General features: G+C 68.2%; 21 protein-coding genes. 10 read left to right on the top strand and 11 right to left on the bottom strand.

Features of this window, described 5'->3' with window-relative positions; all coding sequences use genetic code 11:
- Window positions 1-22: 22 nt before the first annotated feature.
- On the top strand, window positions 23-652 hold the full coding sequence (locus tag ACLHG5_RS03115) for a DNA-3-methyladenine glycosylase I (RefSeq protein WP_411317817.1): 630 nt from the start codon (window positions 23-25) through the stop codon (window positions 650-652).
- Window positions 653-678: 26 nt separating this feature from the next.
- On the opposite strand, the gene ACLHG5_RS03110 is transcribed toward ACLHG5_RS03115, so the two are convergent.
- The 5 genes from ACLHG5_RS03110 to ACLHG5_RS03090 form a co-directional block, all read right to left on the bottom strand.
- Window positions 679-2,094: an SPFH domain-containing protein gene (locus ACLHG5_RS03110; RefSeq protein WP_411315651.1), complete on the bottom strand. Its 1,416-nt coding sequence runs from the start codon at window positions 2,092-2,094 to the stop codon at window positions 679-681.
- 72 nt (window positions 2,095-2,166) lie between these two features.
- Window positions 2,167-3,135: an NAD-dependent epimerase/dehydratase family protein gene (locus ACLHG5_RS03105; protein ID WP_411318403.1), complete on the bottom strand. Its 969-nt coding sequence runs from the start codon at window positions 3,133-3,135 to the stop codon at window positions 2,167-2,169.
- On the bottom strand, window positions 3,132-5,831 hold the full coding sequence (locus tag ACLHG5_RS03100; RefSeq protein ID WP_411318402.1) for an alpha/beta fold hydrolase: 2,700 nt from the start codon (window positions 5,829-5,831) through the stop codon (window positions 3,132-3,134). Before ACLHG5_RS03100 ends, ACLHG5_RS03105 begins: the two co-directional genes overlap by 4 nt.
- A gap of 68 nt (window positions 5,832-5,899) precedes the next feature.
- Window positions 5,900-6,922: a 3-oxoacyl-ACP synthase III gene (locus ACLHG5_RS03095; RefSeq protein WP_411315652.1), complete on the bottom strand. Its 1,023-nt coding sequence runs from the start codon at window positions 6,920-6,922 to the stop codon at window positions 5,900-5,902.
- Window positions 6,923-7,109: 187 nt separating this feature from the next.
- Complete coding sequence (locus ACLHG5_RS03090) at window positions 7,110-8,186, bottom strand: alkene reductase (RefSeq protein WP_411315653.1); 1,077 nt, start codon at window positions 8,184-8,186, stop codon at window positions 7,110-7,112.
- A 211-nt stretch (window positions 8,187-8,397) separates the two neighbouring features.
- On the opposite strand from ACLHG5_RS03090, the gene ACLHG5_RS03085 reads away from it, so the two are divergent.
- Window positions 8,398-9,456, top strand: coding sequence for an ATP-dependent DNA ligase (locus tag ACLHG5_RS03085; protein WP_411315654.1), 1,059 nt, complete (start codon window positions 8,398-8,400; stop codon window positions 9,454-9,456).
- 55 nt (window positions 9,457-9,511) lie between these two features.
- On the opposite strand, the gene ligD is transcribed toward ACLHG5_RS03085, so the two are convergent.
- Window positions 9,512-10,531 carry a non-homologous end-joining DNA ligase gene (ligD, locus tag ACLHG5_RS03080; RefSeq protein ID WP_411317816.1) on the bottom strand — a complete coding sequence of 340 codons (1,020 nt, stop codon included), beginning with the start codon at window positions 10,529-10,531 and terminating at the stop codon, window positions 9,512-9,514.
- Window positions 10,532-10,648: 117 nt separating this feature from the next.
- Between ligD and ACLHG5_RS03075 the strand changes: the two genes are divergently transcribed.
- From ACLHG5_RS03075 to ACLHG5_RS03060, 4 genes are all read left to right on the top strand, one after another.
- Window positions 10,649-11,041 carry a hypothetical protein gene (locus ACLHG5_RS03075; RefSeq protein WP_411315656.1) on the top strand — a complete coding sequence of 131 codons (393 nt, stop codon included), beginning with the start codon at window positions 10,649-10,651 and terminating at the stop codon, window positions 11,039-11,041.
- Between the two features lie 37 nt (window positions 11,042-11,078).
- Window positions 11,079-11,210, top strand: a complete 132-nt coding sequence (locus ACLHG5_RS03070) for a hypothetical protein (RefSeq protein ID WP_411315657.1) — start codon at window positions 11,079-11,081, stop codon at window positions 11,208-11,210.
- Between the two features lie 53 nt (window positions 11,211-11,263).
- A complete protein-coding gene (locus tag ACLHG5_RS03065) occupies window positions 11,264-11,821 on the top strand; it encodes a hypothetical protein (RefSeq protein WP_411315658.1) in 558 nt (185 codons plus the stop codon).
- A 177-nt stretch (window positions 11,822-11,998) separates the two neighbouring features.
- Entirely contained in the window at window positions 11,999-13,612 is a 1,614-nt protein-coding gene (locus ACLHG5_RS03060; protein WP_411317815.1) for a MinD/ParA family protein, read from the top strand.
- 60 nt (window positions 13,613-13,672) lie between these two features.
- Here ACLHG5_RS03060 and ACLHG5_RS03055 read toward each other — a convergent pair whose 3' ends face one another.
- Together ACLHG5_RS03055 and ACLHG5_RS03050 are read right to left on the bottom strand one after the other, a co-directional pair.
- Entirely contained in the window at window positions 13,673-14,464 is a 792-nt protein-coding gene (locus tag ACLHG5_RS03055) for an alpha/beta fold hydrolase (protein ID WP_411315660.1), read from the bottom strand.
- Window positions 14,461-15,840 (bottom strand): DUF2254 domain-containing protein, encoded by a 1,380-nt coding sequence (locus tag ACLHG5_RS03050; RefSeq protein WP_411317814.1) that lies wholly within the window; start codon window positions 15,838-15,840, stop codon window positions 14,461-14,463. The genes ACLHG5_RS03055 and ACLHG5_RS03050 overlap by 4 nt, the downstream gene beginning before the upstream one ends.
- 96 nt (window positions 15,841-15,936) lie before the next feature.
- Here ACLHG5_RS03050 and ACLHG5_RS03045 point away from each other — a divergent pair, with 96 nt between their 5' ends.
- Window positions 15,937-17,733 carry a DEAD/DEAH box helicase gene (locus ACLHG5_RS03045; protein WP_411315662.1) on the top strand — a complete coding sequence of 599 codons (1,797 nt, stop codon included), beginning with the start codon at window positions 15,937-15,939 and terminating at the stop codon, window positions 17,731-17,733.
- 341 nt (window positions 17,734-18,074) lie between these two features.
- Here ACLHG5_RS03045 and ACLHG5_RS03040 read toward each other — a convergent pair whose 3' ends face one another.
- Entirely contained in the window at window positions 18,075-18,572 is a 498-nt protein-coding gene (locus tag ACLHG5_RS03040) for a hypothetical protein (protein WP_411315663.1), read from the bottom strand.
- A 156-nt stretch (window positions 18,573-18,728) separates the two neighbouring features.
- On the opposite strand from ACLHG5_RS03040, the gene ACLHG5_RS03035 reads away from it, so the two are divergent.
- A complete protein-coding gene (locus ACLHG5_RS03035; protein WP_411317813.1) occupies window positions 18,729-18,935 on the top strand; it encodes a hypothetical protein in 207 nt (68 codons plus the stop codon).
- Window positions 18,936-19,097: 162 nt separating this feature from the next.
- A complete protein-coding gene (locus tag ACLHG5_RS03030) occupies window positions 19,098-19,421 on the top strand; it encodes a hypothetical protein (RefSeq protein WP_411315665.1) in 324 nt (107 codons plus the stop codon).
- Between the two features lie 626 nt (window positions 19,422-20,047).
- Here ACLHG5_RS03030 and ACLHG5_RS03025 read toward each other — a convergent pair.
- Entirely contained in the window at window positions 20,048-20,257 is a 210-nt protein-coding gene (locus ACLHG5_RS03025) for a hypothetical protein (RefSeq protein ID WP_411315666.1), read from the bottom strand.
- A 558-nt stretch (window positions 20,258-20,815) separates the two neighbouring features.
- Between ACLHG5_RS03025 and ACLHG5_RS03020 the strand changes: the two genes are divergently transcribed.
- On the top strand, window positions 20,816-21,202 hold the full coding sequence (locus ACLHG5_RS03020; protein ID WP_411317812.1) for a hypothetical protein: 387 nt from the start codon (window positions 20,816-20,818) through the stop codon (window positions 21,200-21,202).
- Window positions 21,203-21,303: 101 nt separating this feature from the next.
- On the opposite strand, the gene ACLHG5_RS03015 is transcribed toward ACLHG5_RS03020, so the two are convergent.
- A complete protein-coding gene (locus ACLHG5_RS03015; RefSeq protein WP_411317811.1) occupies window positions 21,304-21,912 on the bottom strand; it encodes a S41 family peptidase in 609 nt (202 codons plus the stop codon).
- Window positions 21,913-22,197: the final 285 nt, after the last annotated feature.

Here is a 22,197-nt window from a genome sequence, read left to right as displayed (position 1 = left end):
CGTGCAGAGGAGGGAGTTTGCTGTGACTGAGCCGAACGACACCGGCCCCCACGACACCGACGCGGACGTCGTCGTGGGCGACGACGGCCTCGCACGACCGCCGTGGGCCGCGAACGACGCCCTCTTGCGCTCGTATTACGACACCGAGTGGGGCATGCCCGTGACCGACGAGCGCGGCGTCTTCGAACGCGTGAGCCTCGAGGCGTTCCAGTCCGGTCTCTCGTGGGCGACCATCCTGCGCAAGCGGCCCGCCTTCCGCGACGCGTTCGCCGACTTCGACCCCGACATCGTCGCGCGATTCGACGAGCGAGACGTCGAGAGGCTCATGTCCGACGCGGGCATCGTGCGCAACGCGCGCAAGATCGACGCGACCATCGGCAACGCCCGCGCGACGGTCGCACTCCGAGCCGACGGTGGGCTCGCCGACTTCGTGTGGTCGTTCCGGCCCAGCGAGACCCCTGCACCCCGGTCGCTCCGCGAGGTGCCGACGTCGTCGCCGGAATCCTTCGCCCTCGCGAGAGCCTTGCGAGCACGAGGGTTCTCGTTCGTCGGTCCGACGACGATGTTCGCCCTCATGGAAGCGATCGGCGTCGTCGACACCCATCTCGTCGGCAGCCACCGTCGCGGTGCCTCCGGGGTGTGGGCGGGCTGAGCCGCACCCTCACCCCGGAGCGGTGACTAGTTGCTCGGTGCCTGCGTCGTCGGAGCCTGCTTCGTGGCACCCGGGGTCGCGAGGGCGTCGCCCACGGCGGTTCCCGTGGCCCTGCCCGTGACGATCTCGGCGATGTCGATGCCGACGAGGTCCTTGATGATCTGCGTCGAGGTCGCGAGCTGGCCCGCGACACTCTCGCCGACGCGGTCCGCTCCGCTGCCGTCCGACGAGATGACGGTCATGTTCGCGATCGCGGCGAGGGGCTCGGACGCCGCGCGCACGATCGCGGGCAGCTGGCCGATGATCTGCTGGCGCAAGAGGTCGTCGGCGCGCTCGGCGAGGGCGTCCGCTTGCGCGCGGGTCGCCTCGGCCTCGGCGGCACCCTTGACGCGGATCGAGTTCGCCTCGGCTTCACCCTCGGCACGGAGAGCTTCGGCTGCCGCGATGCGTCGAGCGCGATCGGAGTTGGCCGACGCCACGTTCGCGGCGGCGCTCGCCTCGGCGTTCTTCTCGACGGCGTAGGCCTCGGCGTCGGCGACGGCGCGGATCTCGGCGTCGAGCTCTTGCTTGCGGAGTCCGACGCGCTTGCCCGCGGTGACCTCCTGCTGCGCGATGACTTCTTGCTGCGAGATCGCCTCGGCGAGCGGACGCGAGGCCGAGGCCTCGGCCCGGGCACGGTCGGTCTCCTTCTGGATCTCGGCGTTGCGCAGGTCGAGCTTGCGCTGCTGCTCGGCCACGGCCTGGTCGGCCGCGATGCGTGCCTCCTCGGATGCCTGGCGCGACACCGACTCGGCGACCTCGGCGACTTGCTTCACTCGCGCGGCCTCCCCACGACCGAGGTCGCGGATGTAGCCGTTGTCGTCGTCGATCTCCTTGATCTGGAGCGTGTCGATCTGCAGTCCCTGCACGTCGAGCGACTCCCGCACGGCCTCGAGCACTTGCCCCTGGAGAGCCGACCGGTTCGTGATGATCTCGGTCACCGTGAGCTGTCCGACGATCGACCGCACCGAACCGCTCAAGACCTCTTCGGTGGATGTCTCGATCTGATCCTGCTGGTTGAGGAATCGCTGGGCGGCGGCACGCACCATCGACTCCGAGCCCCCGACCTTGACGACCGCGACGGCATTGACCTTGATGGTGATGGCGTCTCGCGTCTGCGCGGTGGCCTGCACGTTGAGCTGACGGCTGCGGAGGCTGAGCTTGAAGTGCGCTTCGACGATCGGCTTGACGAAGACGCGCGAACCGAAGACGACCCGCTGACCGGCGTTCTCCGTCTCGGCCTCGGTGTCCCCGGGGCGGGCGGTGCGCTGGCGCGAGGTGACGATGATCGCCTCGTCGGGCTTCGCGACCTTGATGCTCCGCACGAGCACGAAGAGGATGATGAGCGCGACGACGACGATGACGCCGATGACGAGCCCGGTGGAGAGGAAATCGAGGGGCATGGTGGCCTTTCGAGGCGGCAACGCTGAGAAGTTCTCGGTGCGGCCACCCTATCGGGAGCGCGTGAACTCGCGTCAGCCGCGGTAGGACCGCGCGAGCCTCTCGAGCCCCTCGTCGATCGTGACCGACGGCGCCCACTGGAGGTCGGCGCGCGTGCGCCGCTGATCGAACCAGTGCGATGTCGAGAGCTGCTCCGCGAGAAAGCGTGTCATCGGTGGCTCGTCGGTTCCCGGATGCAGCGCCCAGACCCTCTCGACGAGCGATCCGGCAGCGAGCGCCACGCGCGCGGGCACCGACCAGGTCGGCGCCGCCACTCCCGCGGCACGGCAGATTCCGCCGAGCATCTCGGCGACCGGCCTCGGCTCACCGTTCGTGAGCACGTAGGAACGGCCGTGCACGTGCTCGGCGCGATCGAGCGCCGCGACGATGCCGGTCGCGGCGTTGTCGATGTAAATCGTGTCGATGAGAGCCGCGCCGCTTCCGATCACGGGGAGCCTGCCCGAGCCCGCCCGGTCGACGATGCGCTCGACGAGCTGAGTGTCTCCCGGCCCCCACACGAGATGGGGGCGCACGGCGACGACGGCGAAACCCTCGGCATCCGCACCGAGCGCGACGAGCTCAGCGCGAGCCTTGGTGCGCGCGTAGTCCCCGCGGGCGTGGGCGGGGTCGGCGGGGAGGGCATCGTCACCCATGATCGACGTGCCCGTGTGCGCGACGGACGGCGACGACACGAACACGAACCGCGTCACTCCCGCGGAGGATGCCGCGACCACGAGATCGGTCGTGCCCTTGACGTTGACCCTGTCGAACTCGTCGGCGTGGCCCGAGAGTGACACTTTGGCGGCGAGGTGCACGACGGCATCGACAGAGCGCACGGCCCGCGCGATGGCACCGCGGTCGGTGAGCGACCCGAGCTCGTCGGTCGCCCCCTCGACACCCGAGGGTCGACGCTGGAAGGTACGCACCTCGTGGCCGTTGTCGACGAGCTCGCGCGCGACGGCCGAGCCGAGGAGACCGCTCGCCCCCGTGACGAGAACCCTCACGGTCGCGTCATCCGCTCGCCGGAGAGCACCGAGGTCGCCCACGTCGACAGTCGGGCGCGATCGATCTTGGAGTTGTGGCGGATGTCGGTGGGCAGCGCCGGAACGACGATGACCGCCGCGAGGGCCGACCCGACGGCGTCGCGCACGCGCGAGGCGAGGGCGGGGTGGGCCATCCCGACCGCGCGCGCGGGAGGAACGGTCTCGACTATCGCGACGAGGTGTTGGGTGCCGCGCGGTCCCACCCCGACGATCGCCGCGCGGGCGACACCGTCGACGCTCTCGGTGCGCAATTCGGGCTCGACGGGCGTCACGACTCCGGTCGCCGTGACGATGACGTGGGGAAGGCGGCCCTCGACCCACAGCCTGCCCTCGGAGTCGACGTGGCCGACATCACCGGTGCGGTGCCAGCGCTCGCCGGGCACGGTCCCTCGACGGGCCGCGCGATCGGTGAAGAACAAGCGGTCGTAGTGGTCTTCGATGTGCGGTGCCGACACGACGATCTCGCCCGTGACGTCGACGATGTCGAGGGGCTCGTCGGCCGCGGATCCGTCGTTCGCGAGGGGGGCGATGCGCACGGTCGTCGTCGCCGTGGGCCGTCCGACGCACACGCCGCCCGCACCGCGACCTCGGGAGCGCGCGGCGTCGCGGATGCCGTCGAGGGTGATGTCGGCGAGCAGCAGCCCCTCGGTCATGCCGTAGGGCGTGTGAGGTGTCGCCGCGGGCATGAGTGCCGCGGCGGCGGAGAGCAGCGACTCCGACACGGGCGCTCCCGCCGAGAGGAACGTCTCGACGCCGCCGAGGGCCGCGCGATCGGCGTCGTCGAGCGCGGGTGCCGTCGCGACGACGTTCGCGATCGCGGCGGGCGAGAGGAATACGACCGTGCCGTCGACGGCCGCCGTCGCCGCCGCGACCGCCTTCGCGGTGAGCGTGCGCGGCGCGGTCACGTCCATGTCGGGCGTCGCCGACCGCGCACCGAGAGCGGGGCCGAGGAGGGCGAACGGCGCGAAGCCCGCCACGAGCCCGGTGCCGGGCCCCACACCGTATTGCGCGGCGAGGGCGGAACGGATGCCCGAGAGCTGAGCGTGCGTGTAGACCACGCCCTTCGCGGGGCCCGTCGACCCCGACGTGAAGAGGATCGCGGCGACCGCTTCCGACGCGGGCACAGCGGGCAGCGGTGTCTCACGCCCGAGCGCCACGAGGTCGGCGAGAGAGTGCGTGACGCCGAGCATCCGTGCTGTCGCGGGGTCGAGGGTCGAGACGGAGATGCGGCGCCCGGGCCACCCGAGCGCTCGCGCCGCCGCGAGCCCCTTGGTCGCACCGATGACGTGCTGGCAGCGTGCGCCCCGCACCGCGCGAGTGAGGCCGGCGAGCCCGAGCCCCGCATCGGCGACGACGACGATCGCCCCGATGCGCACGCACGCGTAGAGCACGGCGGTGAGGTCGGCTCCGGGGGGCACGAGGAGGGAGACACGGTCGCCGGGTCGCACCCCGGAGGCGACGAGCCCCGCGGCGATCTCGCGCACGCGGCGTGAGAGCAGGCGCCAGCTGACGGTGCGCTGCGGGCGCGACCGCGGCGGTGCCATCTCGACGAGGGCCGTGTCGCCGCTCTCGGCGAACGCCTCGAGGTAGTGCCACAGGGGCTGATAGTGCGGCGCGGTCGGGCCCTCGGAGGATGCCGCGCCCGTCACGGCGGTCGCGCGCGGGACTCCCGGTCGCTCGGCGGGCGTCTCGCTCGCGTCGAGGTGCGGTGCCCGGTCGTCGAGCCAGGAGAGCGCGAGGGTCGCGATATCGACGTCTTCGGCGATGAGGTGACCCGCCCCCTCGACGCGGTGCACGTCGGCCCGGCGCAATCGTCGGCTGAGGTCGTCGAGATACCGGTCGCTGAAGATCGGGTCGCGAGGGCCCCAGAGCAGCAGCGACGGCACGTCGAGCGCGCGGATGCCGACGGCGATGCGGTCGAGCTCGGGGCGCGACTCGTGGCGGTCGTCTGCGGGGATGTCGGCGACGAAACCGCCGATGCCGCCCCGACGGGCGGCTGCCGCGTATGGCGCGCGGTAGCCCGCCTTGACCTCGGCACCGAGTGCCGGGTGAGCGAGGGCGAGGGTCGTCTCGAGGAAGGCGGGGGTCGCTACGGTCGATGCCCCGAGGATCGGCCCGGCGAGAGCGAGCCGGAGCGGAGCGGGAATGGGGTCACCCTCGGGCTGGTGCACCGCGGTGTTGAGGAGCATGATCCCGCGCGTCTCGTCGGGATGGTCGACCGCCCAGCCGAGCGACACGACACCACCCCAGTCGTGCCCGAGCGTGACCACGGGCCCCGAGAGGCCGAGCTCGTCGGTGAGATCACCGAGGTCGCGAACACGCTGGGCGAGCGCGCGGTGCTCCCCCGTGCGTTCGGAGAACCCCATGTCGAGCTGGTCGACGGCGACGACGCGCCACGCGGCGCTCGCGGCGGGCTGCGCTGACTCCGCGTGTGCCGCCGCATCCGACACGACATCCGGCGCGGCATCCGGTGCTGAGGCCGCATCCGTCGCGGCGGCGACGAGTGAACGCCACAGGTACGACCAGGTCGGGTTGCCGTGCACGCACAGGATGGTGCCGACCGGCTCGATCCCCCGCTCGGCGAGCACCGGCCCGTTGTCGAGGACATGCCACTCGTGACCCGCGGCCACGACGAGACGGGAGAACTCGGGTCGCATCCCCTCGAGGCCCGCGGGCGGGAGGCTCGCCGAGGCGCGTCGCGTCGCAGCGAACGGCAGTCGCCGTGTCACCAGGCGAGTTCCATCATGGCCGTGTTGAGTCCCGAGCCGACGCCCATGAGCAGAACGCGGTCGCCCTTATCGAGTCGAGCCGACTCCTCGACGAGAGTGATCGGAATCGAGGCGGGGCCGACGTTGCCGAACTTGGGATAGGTGAGCGGCACTCGAGAGCGGTCCATGCCCGTCGCCTTGACGATCGAGTCGGTGTGCACGTCGGAGACCTGATGGATGATGTAGCGATCCATACTCGTCCAGTTCCAATCGCGCTGAGCCTCTTTCCACGCCGAGACGACGAGGTCGAGACCGCCCTTGAGCAGTTCTTTCGCGTTCGTGAACATCCCGTCGACGCTTCCGACGCAGAGGTCGTTGAACTGCGTCGCGGCGCGAGTCACCCCGCCGAGGAGACGATGCCCCTCGGGGTGGGCGTCGGCGGGGCCGAGCACGGCAGCCGCAGCTCCCGAACCGAGGGTCAGGCTCGCGAACTCGCTCATGAAGTCGGAGCGACCGAGGTCGGAGTTGGTGAGCCGCTCGATCGTGTTGTGCTGGATCTCGTCGGCGTCCTCCCCGTCGATCACGACGGCGTACTTGATCTGGCCGGAGTCGATGAGTCCGGCGGCGAGGCTCATGCCGTTGACGAAACCGAGACACGCGTTCGCGATGTCGAAGTTGATCGCGGACGACGGCAGACCGAGGCCGTGGTGGATGCGCACGGCGACCGACGGCTCGAGGTGTTTGCGCGTGACCGACGTGTTGATGAGCAACCCCACCTGGCCGGGCTCGATGCCGGCCTCGGCGAGGGCACGCTTGCCCGCGGAGATGGCCTCATCGTCGAACCGCTGCCCCTCGTTCCAATTGCGACGCTCATAGACCCCCGCGACACGCTGCAACAGACCGCGCGGCAAGCGGAGGCGTTTGAGAACGGGCGCGAGGCGCGCGTCGATGTCCTCCGAGGTCGTGATGCGGGGCGCGATCGTGCTCGATACCGACAGCAGCGCGACGTTTCGATGCGTCGTCGTTGCGTTTCCGTTCAACGGGTCTCCCTATCGGGTTGGCTGGTGATCGAGGGTCTGGCGATCGCGGTGAAGACTGATCTGCTGGTGCGCTCCGGCGGGGATGGGCGAGGCGAACCGCGCCCCAGCTTACGTTCTCGGAGCCCTCCGCCTCGCCCCCCGAAGAGTCGAGAAGCATGCGAACGCATGCCGGTCGACGCATACGGAGTCACTCGGCGAGCGCCGGGTAATCCGTGTATCCCGCGGCTCCCGGGGTGTAGAGGGTGCTCGCGTCGAGCTCGTTGAGGGGTAGACCCTCGCGCCAGCGGCGGACGAGGTCGGGGTTGGCGATCGCGGGGCGGCCCACGACGACGGCGTCTGCCACACCGTCGGCGACGAGGGCCACGGCCTCGTCGCGCGTGGTCACGACGCCGAACCCGCTGTTGAGGAGCACGGGGCCTCCGAACACGTCGCGCAACGACTGCACGAGGTCTCCCGCGGGCGCGTCGTGCAGGATGCTCAGGTAGGCGAGACCGAGCGGGGCGATGCGGGCGAGCAGCGAACCGTAGGTCGCCGAGACATCCGCCGGATCGGTCTCGAGGACGTCCTGGATGTTGTGCGACGGCGAGATCCGCAGGCCGACCCGTGCGGCGCCGATCTCGGCCGAGACAGCCTCGACGACCTCGGCGACGAAGCGCGCGCGATTCTCAGGAGATCCCCCGTAACGGTCCTCTCGCACGTTCGAGCTCGGCGCGAGGAACTCGTGCAGGAGGTAGCCGTTGGCCCCGTGCACCTCGACACCGTCGAATCCGGCATCCACCGCGAGGCGCGCCGCGGAGACGAAGTCGCGCACGACGCGCTCGAGAGCCTCGGCATCGAGCGCGACGGGAACCGGGTAGGGGAGCTTGCCCTCGGGAGTGTAGGTCTCGCCGTCGATCGCGATCGCGCTCGGCGCCTCGACATCGAGTCCCCCGTTGGTCGCACCGTGGGTGACCCGGCCCGCATGCATGAGCTGAGCGACGATTCGTCCTCCCTCGGAGTGCACGGCCTCGGTGACGCGCGCCCAGCCTGCGGCCTGATCGGCCGTGACGAGACCGGGTTGACCGGAGTACCCGCGGCCCGCGGGGCTCGGGAACGTACCCTCCGTGACGATGAGGCCGAGCGTCGCGCGCTGCGCGTAGTGCTCGACGACGAGGTCGCCGGGGACTCCGGCACTGTCGGAGCGCATGCGCGTGAGCGGCGCCATGACGAGGCGGTTCTGCAGCGAGAGGTCGCCGAGAGTGGCGGGGGCGAAGAGGTCGGTCATGGGGGGAGTTCCTTTGCAGTGGTGGCGTCGTTCGCGACGCGGCCGCACGCGCTGATGGGGCGCACGGCTCCCAGGGCTCAACCAGCCTCACCGAGGGGTATTCCCTCCTCGGAGGATTCGCAGCGACCCCGCGGCCCCCTCCCGCGCCTATCGTGGTCTCACGCCGCGGCGGGTCGCGTCACGGCGTGTGTCGACATCGAGCGGAGACCCCATGACCGTCATCCCCCCGGTGGAGCTGCCTGTCGCCCCCATGCTCGCGAAGGGCGTCTCGACCGTTCCCGCCGCCCAGAGCGTCGAGGGCGGCCTCGTCTTCGAGCCCAAGTGGGACGGTTTCCGCGCGATCGTGAGATTCGACGGCACGTCGGTCGAGATCGGCAGCCGCGGATCCAAGCCCCTCACGCGCTACTTCCCCGAGCTGACCGCCGCGCTCGCGTCGACCCTCCCCTCACCGTGCGTGCTCGACGGCGAGATCATCGTGCGCTCCGGGGCCGCGGGGGCCGAGCGTCTCGATTGGGAGGCGCTCTCGGCCCGCATCCACCCCTCCGAGAGCCGCGTGCGCACTCTCGCGGCCGAGACCCCCGCGAGCTTCATCGCGTTCGATGCGCTCGCGATCGACCGGGATTCGCTGCTCGACGCCCCGTTCGCCGAGCGCCGCGCTCGACTCGAGACGTTCGCCGAGGGCATCCCCGCGCCGTTCCACCTCACGACGACGACGACCGATTCGTCGGTCGCCGAACGGTGGCTCACCGAGTTCGAGGGCGCGGGGCTCGACGGGGTGATCGCGAAGCCGGCCGCGGCGCCGTACTCCCCGGGCAAGCGCGTGATGCTCAAGATCAAGCACCATCGCACGGCGGATGTCGTCGTCATCGGCTATCGGCTGCACAAGAGCGGAGCGGGCGTCGGTTCTCTTCTGCTCGGGCTCTACGACGACGACGACGTGTTGCGGCAGGTCGGTGGTGCCTCGGCGTTCACCGCGGCCCGCCGCCTCGAACTCGTCGACGAGCTCGAGCCCCTCGTGACGCGCGACGCCGACGGCACCGCGGTGCGCGGCTCCGGCGAGCGCAGTCGCTTCTCGTCGGGCAAAGACGTCTCGTTCGTCGAACTCGACCCGTCGATGGTCGTCGAGGTGCGCTACGACCAGATGGAGGGCTCGCGGTTCAGGCACACCGTGCAGTTCGAGCGGTCCCGCCCCGATCGCGACGCCCGGTCGTGCACCTTCGAGCAGCTCGAGGTTCCGACCGCCTACGACCTCGACCGCGTTCTCTCGTGAGCCCGCGGCGCCCGACCTCGCACGCCCAGCGCTCGCGGGCTCAGCCCTCGCGCGCTCAGCCTTTGCGGGCCCGGCTCGGTTGCACGCGCGGGGGCTCTCCGGGCATCTTCGGGTAGTCGGGAGGGAACGGCAGCTCGCCGAGGCCGTCGCGCACGTCGCGCTCCCACCACTCGAGCAGGGTGTCGAGGGAACCCGGCGTCTCGTGGAGCGACGCCCACGGGTCTCCCGTCGCGGCGAGGCGATCCGGCACCGTCTCGATCGTGAACGAGGTCGGATCGACGCTCTCGAGCTCGTCCCACGTGACCGGGCACGACACCGGTGCGTGGGCGAGCGCCCGCGGACTGTACGCCCCCGCCATCGTGCGGTCACGGTTGGCCTGGTTGTAGTCCACGAACACGGTCTCGCCGCGCTCCTCTTTCCACCACGAGGTCGTCACCGCATCCGGCATCCGTCGCTCGAGCTCCCGAGCCGCCGCGATGACCGCGTGCCTCACCTCGAGAAACTCCCGAACGGGGTCGATGGGGGCGAACACGTGCAGACCGCGGTTGCCCGAGGTCTTGACGAACGCCGTGAGCCCGGCCTCCTCGAGCACCGATCGCAATTCGATGGCTGCGGGGATGGCGTCGTCGAAGTCGGTGCCGGGCTGAGGGTCGAGGTCGATGCGCAGTTCGTCCGGCTCGTCGGGGCGCTCGGCGCGCGACGCCCACGGGTGGAACACGATCGTGTTCATCTGGGCTGCCCACACGGCGGCGGCGGGTTCGTCGATGACGAGTTGCGGATGCGAGCGACCGCTCGGATAGGTCACCGGCACGGCCCGCACGAACTCGGGGGCACCCTTCGGCGGGTTCTTGGAGAAGAACTGCTCGCCGTCGATTCCGCTCGAGAATCTCTGGAGCGAGATCGGACGATCACCGTTGGCCGCGACGAATGCGTCGCCGACCGCCACGAGATAACGGGCCAGATCGAGCTTGGTGATCCCGAGCTCCGGCCACAGCACCCGGGAGGGACTCGATATCCGCATCTCCCGGTCGCCGTGCTCCGAGGGAACGGTGAGCGTCGTCGCTTCGCTGGCCATGGGGCCACGCTACGCCGAGCCGACGGGCAGCGCGACGCTGTCAAGTCCCTTCACTTCACCGCGCCGACGCAGTTGTCTGGGGTAGACACTCGAGTACCGACACGGAAGGAGCCCGCCATGGGCCGAGCAGCAGCATTCATGATGGGCGTCATCCTCGGGAGCCACGGGGCGGTGGGACTCTTCGTCCACGACACCCACCTCCTCGGCATCTTCAACGTCGATCCCTTCGCCGACGCGACCTATCTGATCCTCGCGGCGATGCTCCTCTGGGTCGGTCTCACCGACAGCTCGACGCTCGCCCTCCGCGCCGTCCACGGGATCACCGCGGTGGCGCTCATCGGACTCGGCCTCCTCGGCCTCATCGACGACACGGTCTTCGGACTGCTGCCGACGGGGCTCACCCTCATGGACTTCTTCGTCTTCTTCGCGCTCGGCGCCGTGAGCGTCGTCTCCGCGCTCCTCCCCCGCGTGAGCGAACCGCTGCTCAACAGCGGTGTTCCCCTCAACTGATCTCCCTCCCCGATCCACCCCCCGCGAAAGGCACGGCATGACCACGACAGGCCCGCAAGACAACCCGCAGAACCACGACAGGGTCGACGCCCCCGGTGTCGACAAGCCGTCGCAAGCGGAGGGTGACGAGGGCGACTTCGACACGACCGCCGCCGACGCGACCGACTGATCCGCTCCACCCCACCAGCACCCTCACGCACCACAATTTCCCCTGGAGTCCCCATGTCTCAGCGCAACACCGTCATCCGCTCGCTCCACGACCTCGGCCTCGCCGCCTGGTTCGGTGGCAACCTGATGGGTGCTGTCGGTCTCAACGGCGCGACAGCCACGGCGAAGGACCCTCAGGAGCGTCTCGAACTCTCGTCGTACGGATGGGTGCGCTGGGCCCCGGTGCAAGCGGTCGCCCTCGCCGCTCACGCCGTCGGCGGCATCGGTCTCATCATCGCGAACAAGTCGCGCCTCGGGGTGCAGTCCGAGGGCCGCACCAACACCGTGGTCAAGCTCGTTCTCACCTTCGCCGCCGTCGGGTCGACGGTGTACTCCGGGGTCCTCGGCATCAAGATGGCCGATCGCGCGGATGAGGGAGCAGCGGGGGTGACCGAACCGAAGGCGGGAGCATCCGACTCCCTCGCGTCGGCTCAGCGTCAGCAGAAGATCCTGCAGTGGGTGACCCCCGTGCTCACGGGTGTGCTCATTGTTCTCGCGGCTCAGCAGGGCGAACAGCAGCGCCCGTTCGCGGGCCTCCTGCACCGGAGCGTCTCGAGGCTCACGCACCGCTGAGCCCCCGGATCGGCGGGCCAGCGGACCGCTCAGCTCGCGTGAGCGCCGCTGTCGTCGGCCCCGGTGGTTCGCTAAACCCGCCGATCCGGTATTCAATTGTTCTCGAACCGTTCTCGCGACTACCCCGCGAGTGGCGCGCCCGAGCGTCATCGGCTCGATGAAGAGAAGAGACGACAGATGCATCCGACATCCGACCAGCCCGTGGTCATCGCGACATTCGACGACGCCGGGGCGACACTCGAGATCGACGGCGTGCCCTCCGAAATCACGGGCGGCAGCCAAGAGGATGCGCGGCGCGAGGTGCTGCGCCGCACCGTCGACGTCGCCGCGTCCGCCCAGCGCGACGTGCTGCTCGTCACGACCGACAGCGACGGCCGGTGGGAGGTCACGGTGTCTCCCGAGGGCGACATCTCGGAGCACGCTCAAGACTCGGATTCCGCTCCCGAAACGGGCGAGATCGACACCGCCGGGCGGTTTCTGCCGTTCGTGACCGACACCGTCCCGCCGATGCCCGCCCCCGCCGTGCCGCCGACCGAACGCGAGGACGACGGCGACGACGACGACGACCGATTCGGGCGGGACTCGGAGCAGGATCCGGACGCTGCGGTCCCGCACCGGTCGACGTTCACCGAGGTCATCTCGGCACCACCCATCGCGGCGCCCGTTCCCTCCCCTGTCACGGCGCCGTCCCCCGTCGCGGCACCCACGGCGTCGTCCACGGCGTCACCCACATCATCCGTCTCTCTCGTTCCCGAGCCCGAGCCGACTGTTCCCTCCGCGCCGGCCAGCCTCGCTACGCCTGCCGCCCCTGCCGCCCCTGCCGCCCCTGCCGCAGGATCATCGGCCGACGCGGGAACGATCCCGACGCTCGCGGATTTCCAGGCCAGCCAGCCGGCGCCCGTCGCGGGTCCCGCGCAACAGGGCTGGCAGAGCACCGTTCGCCGACTGTCGTTCGGGTCGATCGCCCCGCGTCCCGGCGCCAAAGAGATGCAGCACCGGCACGCGATCTCGGCGGTGACGCGGAGCCTCGACGGCCCGCGCACGATCTGCGTCATCAACCCCAAGGGCGGCGCGCACAAGACGACCGCGGCGATGCTCATCGCGTCGACATTCGGTGTGCACCGCGGCGGTTACACGCTCGCCTGGGACAACAACGAGACGCGCGGAACCCTCGGGTGGCGGGCGCAGCGCGCGAGTCACACCAACACCGCGGTCAACCTGCTGCGCGACCTCGACCGGTTCAGCGACCCCGTCGCGGGGCGTGTCGGCGACCTCGACAACTACGTGCGCTCGCAGGCCGATGCCCAGTTCGACGTGCTCGCGAGTGACGAAGACGCCGCGGCGTCGTCGATGATCGACGCCGAAGCCTTCTCGCGACTGCACCAGACCCTGCAGAGGTTCTACCGCATCATCGTCGTCGACACGGGCAACAACATGAGGGCCTCGAACTGGGAGGCCGCGGTCGACGCCGCCGATCAGCTCGTGATCGTCTCGGCGATGCGCGAAGACACCGCGGGCGGTGCCGCATGGATGGTCGAGGGCCTCGCCCAGAAGGGCCACGAAGACAAACTTCGCTCGGCCGTGACCGTTCTGTCGTCACCCGAGAAGACCGTCGACGCCCACTTGCGGTCGCGCTTGCACGACCACTTCGGCGGGCTCACGCGCGCCGTCGTGGAGGTTCCGCACGACGCCTCGCTCGTGAGCGGCGGCCCCATCGTCATCGACGCCCTCGCGCCGGCGACACGGGAGGCGTGGCTCCACGCGACCGCGACGATCGCCGACTCCCTCTAACCGGACAGCGCGCGCCAGTCGACCAGCGCGCGCCAGTCGACGCGCGCCCGTCGACGCGCGCTAGTCGACGCGCCCCGTCGACCGCAGGATGAAGCGTGCCGCCTCGGCCGGTTGATCCCAGTGGGGGTAGTGACCGCAGCGCGCGAAGCCGTGGAACGACGCCGACGGAAACCGCTCGAGAGCGACGGATGCCTGGCTCGGAAGCGTCACGCGATCGAAGCGCCCCCACCCGATCGCGACGCGACCCGGCGTCGTCGACGCCCCGAGCTGTTCGGGACCGGAGACGAGGGCGTCGAGAGCCTCGTCGAGGCTCGTGGCGCGCGCGAAATCCCGCAGTTCGGTGAGCACGAGATCGGGGTCGAGCCTCCACGCGTGCGAACTGAACTGGAAGAGCAGGAGTGAGCGCGCGATCGCCGAGCGGCTGAGCCACGGCAGCGGGGTCTGGATGGCGCGCACGAGCGCGACGGAGGCGCGCACCGTCGCGGCGAAGGCGACCCGCTGCCCGGCCGACCAGAAGCCGCCGGGATCGAGCGCCACGACGTCTCCCCGGTGTCCGCGGCGGGCGAGCTCGAGCACCATGCGGGCGCCCATCGAGCTGCCGACGACATCCGCATCGTCGAGCCCCTCCTCGGTGAGGAATCGCTGCAGCGCGTCGGTGAGGGTCGCGATCGTGACGGGGCCCGCGAGCGGAGCGCTCGCACCGAAGCCGGGGAGGTCGAGCGTCACGACCTCGCGATGGGCGGCGAGAGCACCGAGCACGGGAGCCCAGTTGGCCGACGACGATCCGAGGCCGTGCACGAGCACGAGGGGCGCCCCCGAACCGGTGCGAGTGGAGTGCACGGCGGCGCTCACGGGCGCGACCTCGGGGTCTCTGCCACGGTCCAGTCCCCGGTGATGGCGACCGTCACGTCGTCGCACCGCGCCACGAGCGACCGTTTCTCCTCGGCGCTGAGGACCGAGTCGACGATCTGAGCGCGAACGAGGCCGAGCTGCCGGGAGATGTCCTCCGAATACGTGCCCGACCGGTCACGCCAGCCGACCTCGCGCAGCAACCGGATCACGCGTTCCGCCGTGCGGGGGTCGCTCATGGCGTAGGCGTTCAGTTGCCGCATCGCCTGGTCGAGCAGGTCGTCGAAGGTCGGGAAAGCCACGACGACCCTCACGCGATCGTCGTCGTCGAGGAGGGTCTTCGCCCCCGTCGGGCGCTCGACGATCGAGACGAGGAGGCTCGAGACGTGCCCGATCGCGTGCACGGCGGTCGTCGGGTCGTTGATGCCCGGCGACAGTGCCCGGCTCGCGACGTCGAGCAGCTGCTGCAAGCCGAACCCCACGTCTTGTGTCGAGGTGCGCTCGAACCCCGTGGTGATGGCGTCGGCGAGTGCTCGACGCGCTCGGTCGACGCGATCACGGTCGATCTCGCGCCCGTCGAGTGCGATGACGCGGCCGAACGGCACCCCCGTGACGAGCGAATCGCCGGGAACCGCGTCGACGACGATCACGGCGTCGACGTCGACGGCCGCAGCGAGCACGGCCCTCGTGTCGATACTGAGGAGGAAGCCCGACGTGTCCGCCTCGAGGAGGGACCACGATCGAGCGTCGGATCCTGGCCCCGCGTGCACGTCGAGGCGTCGAGTGGTGCCATCGGGGTCGTCGGGGAAGACGCGCTCGACGGTCTTCGTCGACTCCGAGTGCACGTCTTTGAGCATGGTCTCCACACGGATCTGTTTCGCGAGATGGGCGAGGAAGCCCACGAGTGTGATGACGCTCGCGATCGCCAGGAGGAAGGCGAGCGACACGGAGATGCGAGGCACGAGTCCCGACTGATCCTCCGTGTCGACCCGGATGCTGCGCAAGACCGTGAGCGAGAACGTGAAGGTCGCGAGGAACAGGGCCAGGGTGTTGTGCACGACCCGATCGCGACTGAACGTGCGCAGCAGACGGGGCGAGAACTGACTGCTCGCGAGCTGAAGCGTGACCACGGTCAGCGAGAACGTGAGCGCGGTCACCGTGATGAGCGAGCCCGCGATCGTCTCCATGACGGATTTGGCGGCATCCGATCCCCCGTCGAACAGGATGCTCTTCCACTGCGGCGAGAGGTCCTGGTCGACGAGACTGTCGACGTACGGAAGAGCCAGGCCGAGCCCGAAGGCGACGACGACCGCCGCGAGGGGAACGGGCCAGAGCTGGGTCCGCATCGAATCGCTCACGGTCGAGGCGCTGGTTCGCATCTCTGAACGATAGTCGGATGCTTTCGCAGGGCAGCATGACGCACCCCGACCTGCTTTCGCATCCACCGCGCGCCGCTACCCACTACCGTTGAGACAATGACGAACGCCGACTCCACCCCCGCCGCCGAGACCGCCCCCACCGAGAGCGGTTTGCCCGCGGATGCCGTGGCGACGTTCGCCGACCTGGGCCTGAGCGACGCGGTGCTCAAGGCGATCCGTGACATCGGCTACGAGACCCCCTCGGCGATCCAGGCGGCGACCATTCCGCCCCTCCTCGCCGGGCGCGACGTCGTCGGTCTCGCGCAGACCGGAACGGGAAAGACCGCGGCGTTCGCCCTGCCGATCCTGTCGCGACTCGACGTGAGCCAGAAGACCCCGCAAGCGCTCGTGCTCTCCCCCACTCGCGAACTCGCGCTGCAGGTGTGCGAGGCGTTCGAGCAGTACGCGGCCCACCTCAAGGGTGTGCACGTGCTCCCCGTCTACGGCGGCCAGGCATACGGGGTGCAGCTCTCGGCGCTGCGCCGCGGTGTGCACGTCGTCGTCGGCACCCCCGGCCGCATCATGGACCACCTCGCGAAGGGCACCCTCGACCTCTCCGAGCTCAAGTACCTCGTGCTCGACGAGGCCGACGAGATGCTCAAGATGGGCTTCGCCGAAGACGTCGAGACGATCCTCGCCGACACCCCCGACGACAAGCAGGTCGCCCTCTTCTCCGCGACCATGCCCCCGCAGATCCGTCGCATCTCGAAGAAGTACCTCGACGACGCCGAAGAGATCACGGTCAAGAGCAAGACCACGACCTCGGCGAACACCACCCAGCGCTACCTCATGGTGTCGTACCCGCAGAAGGTCGACGCCCTCACGCGCATCCTCGAGGTCGAGAACTTCGAGGGCATGATCGTCTTCGTTCGCACCAAGAGCGAGACCGAGACGCTCGCCGAGAAGCTGAGGGCGCGCGGCTACGCGGCCGCCGCGATCAGCGGAGACGTCGTGCAAGCGCAGCGTGAGCGCACGGTCGGTCAGCTGAAGAGCGGCAAGCTCGACATCCTGGTGGCCACGGATGTCGCGGCGCGTGGTCTCGACGTCGACCGCATCAGCCACGTCGTCAACTACGACATCCCCATCGACACCGAGTCCTATGTGCACCGCATCGGCCGCACCGGCCGCGCGGGTCGCAGCGGTGCCGCGATCAGCTTCGTTACCCCGCGCGAGCGTCGCCTGCTCGGCGCCATCGAGAAGGCCACGCGTCAGCCGCTGACCCAGATGCAGTTGCCCTCGGTCGACGACGTCAACGTCACGCGCCTCACGCGCTTCGACGACGCGATCACCGCGGCCCTCGACCAGCAGAGCCGCATTGCGGCGTTCCGCGACATCATCGCCCACTACGTCGAGCACCACGATGTTCCCGAAGCGGATGTCGCGGCGGCCCTCGCCGTCGTCGCCCAGGGCGAGACCCCCCTCCTGCTGTCGGCGGAAGATGAGCGCAAGCAGCGATTCGATCGCGACGACCGCGGTTCGCGCGACGATCGGGGCTCAAGCGATTCGCGGCCCGACCGCGGCGAGCGGGCCGAACGCCGCCCGCGCTCGACGAAACCCATGTCGGCGTACCGCATCGAGGTCGGCCGCCGCCAGCGCGTCGAACCACGCCAGATCGTCGGAGCCCTCGCCAACGAGGGTGGCTTGAGCCGCGACGACTTCGGAGCCATCCAGATCCGCCCCGATTTCTCGATCGTCGAACTCTCGGCCGACATCTCGGGCGACGTGCTCGCGAAGCTCAGTGACACCCGAATCAGCGGCAAGCTCATCGAGATCCGCCCCGACCGACGCGGGGTGAGCCGGTCGAACGACCGAGATGATCGCGGGGGCGACCGGGCTCGCAAGCCGCGCTACTGATCGGGAGCGCGACGCACCCCACGTCGGCACGCCGCAAGCTGCGCCCGGGTGGCCACGTCGGCGCCGTCACGTGAGGGGTAGCCGTCGGCTTTTCTCTGATTGAAGGAGCCCCGTCGACCGTTGGTCGGCGGAGCAATCTCGATGCGGTCGGGAGTCGCTACTGTGGTGCTCCAGCTGCACGGCGCCACTGGAGCAGTCCGCGAATCATCGAAATTATTGGACCCTGGAAGGGCTTGTCATTCACAGAATTGAGAACGGACCTCTCATCGCGCCACAGATGAGGCTACGCGAACCATTCACGCGTGCAATTGGCGGAACGCCGAGACTGAGTCTCTATGTGGCTAGAACGAGAAACGGGAAGCGGGATCCGACAAGGCGAATACCGCATAGCCGTACGTGCACGCGAAAGTGACGGCCACCAAAGCGATAGCAGGAAGCGGAAGCCAGTAGGCGAGCTTGCCCTCCCGGACTCGAGCAAGGCCCCACGGCAGTACCACGATCGCCAGGATGATCCCGACAAACAATGTGATGCCCTCAACTGGACCAGGGTCAAGGCAGTCCCACTCGCCGCCGTACGAAGTGCACCCGTACAAACGCGTCAGGACGACGTCTACAACAATTCCGAACGCGGCAAAGCTACAAAAGAGCTGCAGGATATAGAGCACTAAGAAGACAGCTAAGTCGCGGTCGCTCCGTTTGGCGGTGATTGTCTCTTCCGGTCCGGTCATTTTGCGCACCTCACGTGTTGTAAAACTGTCGAAAATGCGCGATCGCCTGATTTTGACCAGCTTTGTTCGCATACTTGCCGTGTGTGTCTCGGCACCCTTGAGAGCGAGCAAGTCGTCTCGGTGGACTAGTAATAATATGAGCTTGCTCGCGGTGCGATGGGTATCGTGACGGACGCTCGACATTCCTTCGACAGTGACGGTCGGTCGCAGGTGCCACTCCGGGTCAAGCTCTGGCGCTTCAGAAAGTGACGAGAGGGAGACAAGCTTGTGTTCACATCTGGCCTGATTTTGTGTGCAATCGGTGGCCTGACCTTCATGGCTATGGTCTTCTGGTTCACAGAGCAGAAGAAGCGCACCGGTAAAGAATTCCCGGACCGCAAGGGCGTGCCGTTCTCGATCACCGTCGGCGCCTGGCTTATCTTCGCTGCAGGCGGGGTCATGGCGGGAATAGCCAACGGAGAGATCCCTACTTAGGCCACGACTCGTCTGCATGGAGCCAGTGGGGCCACGCCAACCTGACCCGATCGAGACGGTTGGTGGCGTCTCGGTAAGGGATCCCCTGACAGACACCCATGTAGTCGGCATATCGCTCCGGTCGCTAGTAGCGTGGCCGGATCGGGGACGGAGCCTCGAGGGATGGATGTCATCGTGGATGAAAAGAAGCAGCCCGAGAACCCGCTTGTCGGGGGTCCCCGTTTCAAGCACGACTGGTTCATCGACATGTCCCGTGGGCCGACGGGTGTTCGGGATGATCCCGGCGTGGCAGTAATCGCCGCGCGCATCCACCCCTTTGTTGACAGCGTGACGCGGGTCAAAGAAGAAGGTGAAGAGCTAAGCCAACTGATCCGAGAAGCTGCGGCGAGGGGTGTTCATCGACACGTTCTCGCAGCGGACCTACTCCTGCGCCTCGAGGTAGTCGACAGGATTCTTGCTGGCGGGTCGTTCTTCGAAATACGTTGACGCGTTTCCAGGCCGTGTCCCAGTGTGAAGTGTGCGGGTCGTCGGAGATGCCCGTAAGCCATCCGCTTACAGGCAGCCGTTCTCGTGCGTAATGCTTTTTCAACCATTGACCCGAGCACCGCGCTTGGCGCCCGCGCGTAGAGACCGGTTGTGAAGCGCGATGACGATGAGCGGGGGAACGAACGCCAGTGGGGTGACGAGGAGAGCGATGGTTCCCCACGCGACTAGGCAGAAAGTCGCCCCGATAGCGATTGCAGCGATGGCCGTTAGCTGGGCCCGGGTGCTCGCCCAGGGCTTTCGGTAATTGCCGCTTCTCCACAGAGGGATGCTTCGATCGCCCGCGATTCGTGCCTCGATCAGTCCAGCTCGCGCCGCTAGCGCGAGCGCGAGCGCGACGATAATCACCCCAGCGATGGCCATGATGCGTCCTGCTTCTTCATCTTTTTCGAACGGATCAGTGTTCGTCTCCTATGTCGAGCAACCATAAGCGAGCCCGCCGGTCGAGTATCTCCGGGGTGAGCACGTTGGATCGGGCTGGCCGCGCGCGAACGAAATGCGGTTCGCGACCCATCAAGACGCCCGTTCCTTCGGGGATCGTTCGCCGGACGCCCTCGCGAGCGGGTTCTCTACGAACCAGAATTTTCTGACTTCCGGCGCTTGCGACGCCGACTAAAGAACTCGAAGACACCGAAGTAGATGATCGCCGTGATGACAAGCGCGATCCACAACGCGACCTCGATCAGCCCAACAAAGAAGCGAAGAAACGCACCGACACCGAGGAAGACGGCAATTCCCGCGACGGAGAACAACAGATACGACTTCACGTCCTCGTTCACTCGTCCCCCTGCTTGATTCGCTGCTGTTGGCGGTAACGCCGGAGGAGTACCAGCCCATAGGCCACACAAGCCAATCCACCCGGAGCCAGGAGGATGAACATCGTCGGGCGGTCGCCCAATGGAATTCGCTGAGTGAGTAACAGCCCCCACCACGCCACTCCGCTCATCAGGACCAGGATGCCGCTGGCAATCCACAACCGCGGACGCCACCTCGCTTCATACTCCTCATTGCTCTCGATCACTGTCTCTCCAGCTGGACTCGTGCCTGCTAGATAGGAACAAGCGAACCCACGGTAAGCCCAACTGTCTCGCAGAACACAGCCGGGCAAAGCGCCGTTCCCAAAGTTACGACATCGGTAGCAGAGACAGCCGTCTGCAGGCCACACGCGTCGTTGCGCCCGGGCAACTGCTTGTCTCCGTGAAGTCAAAGGGGCACACGCCGACTTCACCCGATCCAGATGATTGGTGGCGTCTCGATGAAGGATCGGCTATCGGGCGCGGTCTCGTCATCGTGCCCGGTTGCATGAGCCGCTATCAGGCGGCGTGCTCTACTGAATCGTGCACATAGAAGAACACACCTATCCGCCCGAAGACAACGAGCTCATTGAGAATCCGGAATATCGCATCGAGTTCTGGCGCTTGACGCAGGACGGTGATGTCGAAGTGGAGATGGTCTCTGTATTCGACGCGAAGGATTATCGCGAGGTGGACGAATGGGCCCGCGCTCGGCTGCCGCACCAATATGCCATCTACTGCAAGATTCAATCGTCCCGCGGGGAGCCCTCGGCAACACCGACCCGGACGATGTTTGCGCGAGTCGGTGGTTACGATCCATCCGGATCTGGTGCTCCTGTCGAGGAACTTGTTTCTAACCCCGAAGAGGCGGACCAGATCAAGACGGCGCTCGGAGAGTGGCCGCGGTCGATCCAGAACCGGTCTCTGTGACGCGACGCGATCGCCGCCGCCGCCGAGCAAGGGAGGAAGCCTGTGCCCGCTGACGGACCCCTGGGTGCGCGGCTCGTGAGCGCCGAGTCAAATACTCAGACCTACTCCGCGCCGCAACTCTGATCGAGAAGGTCACGTGCCTCCAGGACACCGTCGTCGGTGTCAGCCAACTGGATGTCTGGAGCTATCGAACCTCCCAGAAGCAGTCCCGTCCGGTCGACGAACGTCGAGGTGGTCAGAATGATCTGCGCACCGTCGGTGAGTGACTCGGATTCGTTGCCCGTCGATAACCCAGCGGTGTCTCTACCCATCGTGGTTACGTCGTTCTGTCCGAGGAACGTCGCGACAATGGCTTCGCCGGAACTGGCCGTGGTCTCGTTGTGCAACAAGACGATTGAGGCCACCGGGACGGGGTCGGCCGGCTGGAAGGCGACCATCACCGACCCGTCGAGAAGGGCTCGGTCATCCTCGAGAATCACCTGCTGCAGGGTTCCGTCGACGCGTTCGAAACTAATCGGCGTCGAGGTGTCGATGAAGGGAGTGGCGACTGCCAGCATTGGCCACATATTGCCGCCGGTGTTCCCTCGGAGATCCAGAACCCAGCCGCATGTGACCTCCGGGCCAAGGCTTTCCTGGGCGGCGTGACCCGCGTCGATGTAGGCGGCGTATTCGTCGTCGGTTTGTGCGCTCGTCGCGGGGAGGGTGAGCACAGCTATTCCGTCCCCGAGGTCTCGTGCCTCTGGCACCAAACCCGAAGGTGGCTGTGGCGTTTCGCTCGGTCGGATGAAACGGCTGTGCGATCCGCCCGGGACCGCCACCGCTCGCTGGATTGGGAGATGCAACTGCTGAATTGTGTCCGCTTCGCGAGACGCAGCGACGAGCTCAGCGCGTGCCGTGTCCCACGCTTCACCTTCGGCGAAGAGGCCCGTGTCAATGAAATGCAGGGCCTCGTTGGCGTATGCCTGAGCCGCAACGGACTGTGGTTGCGGGGTGCA

The organism is Marisediminicola sp. LYQ85 (genome assembly GCF_046600695.1).
Taxonomy (GTDB): Bacteria; Actinomycetota; Actinomycetes; order Actinomycetales; family Microbacteriaceae; genus Marisediminicola.
The sequence above is the reverse complement of the archived record's forward strand: the minus strand, read 5'-3'. Positions and strand labels throughout refer to the sequence as shown.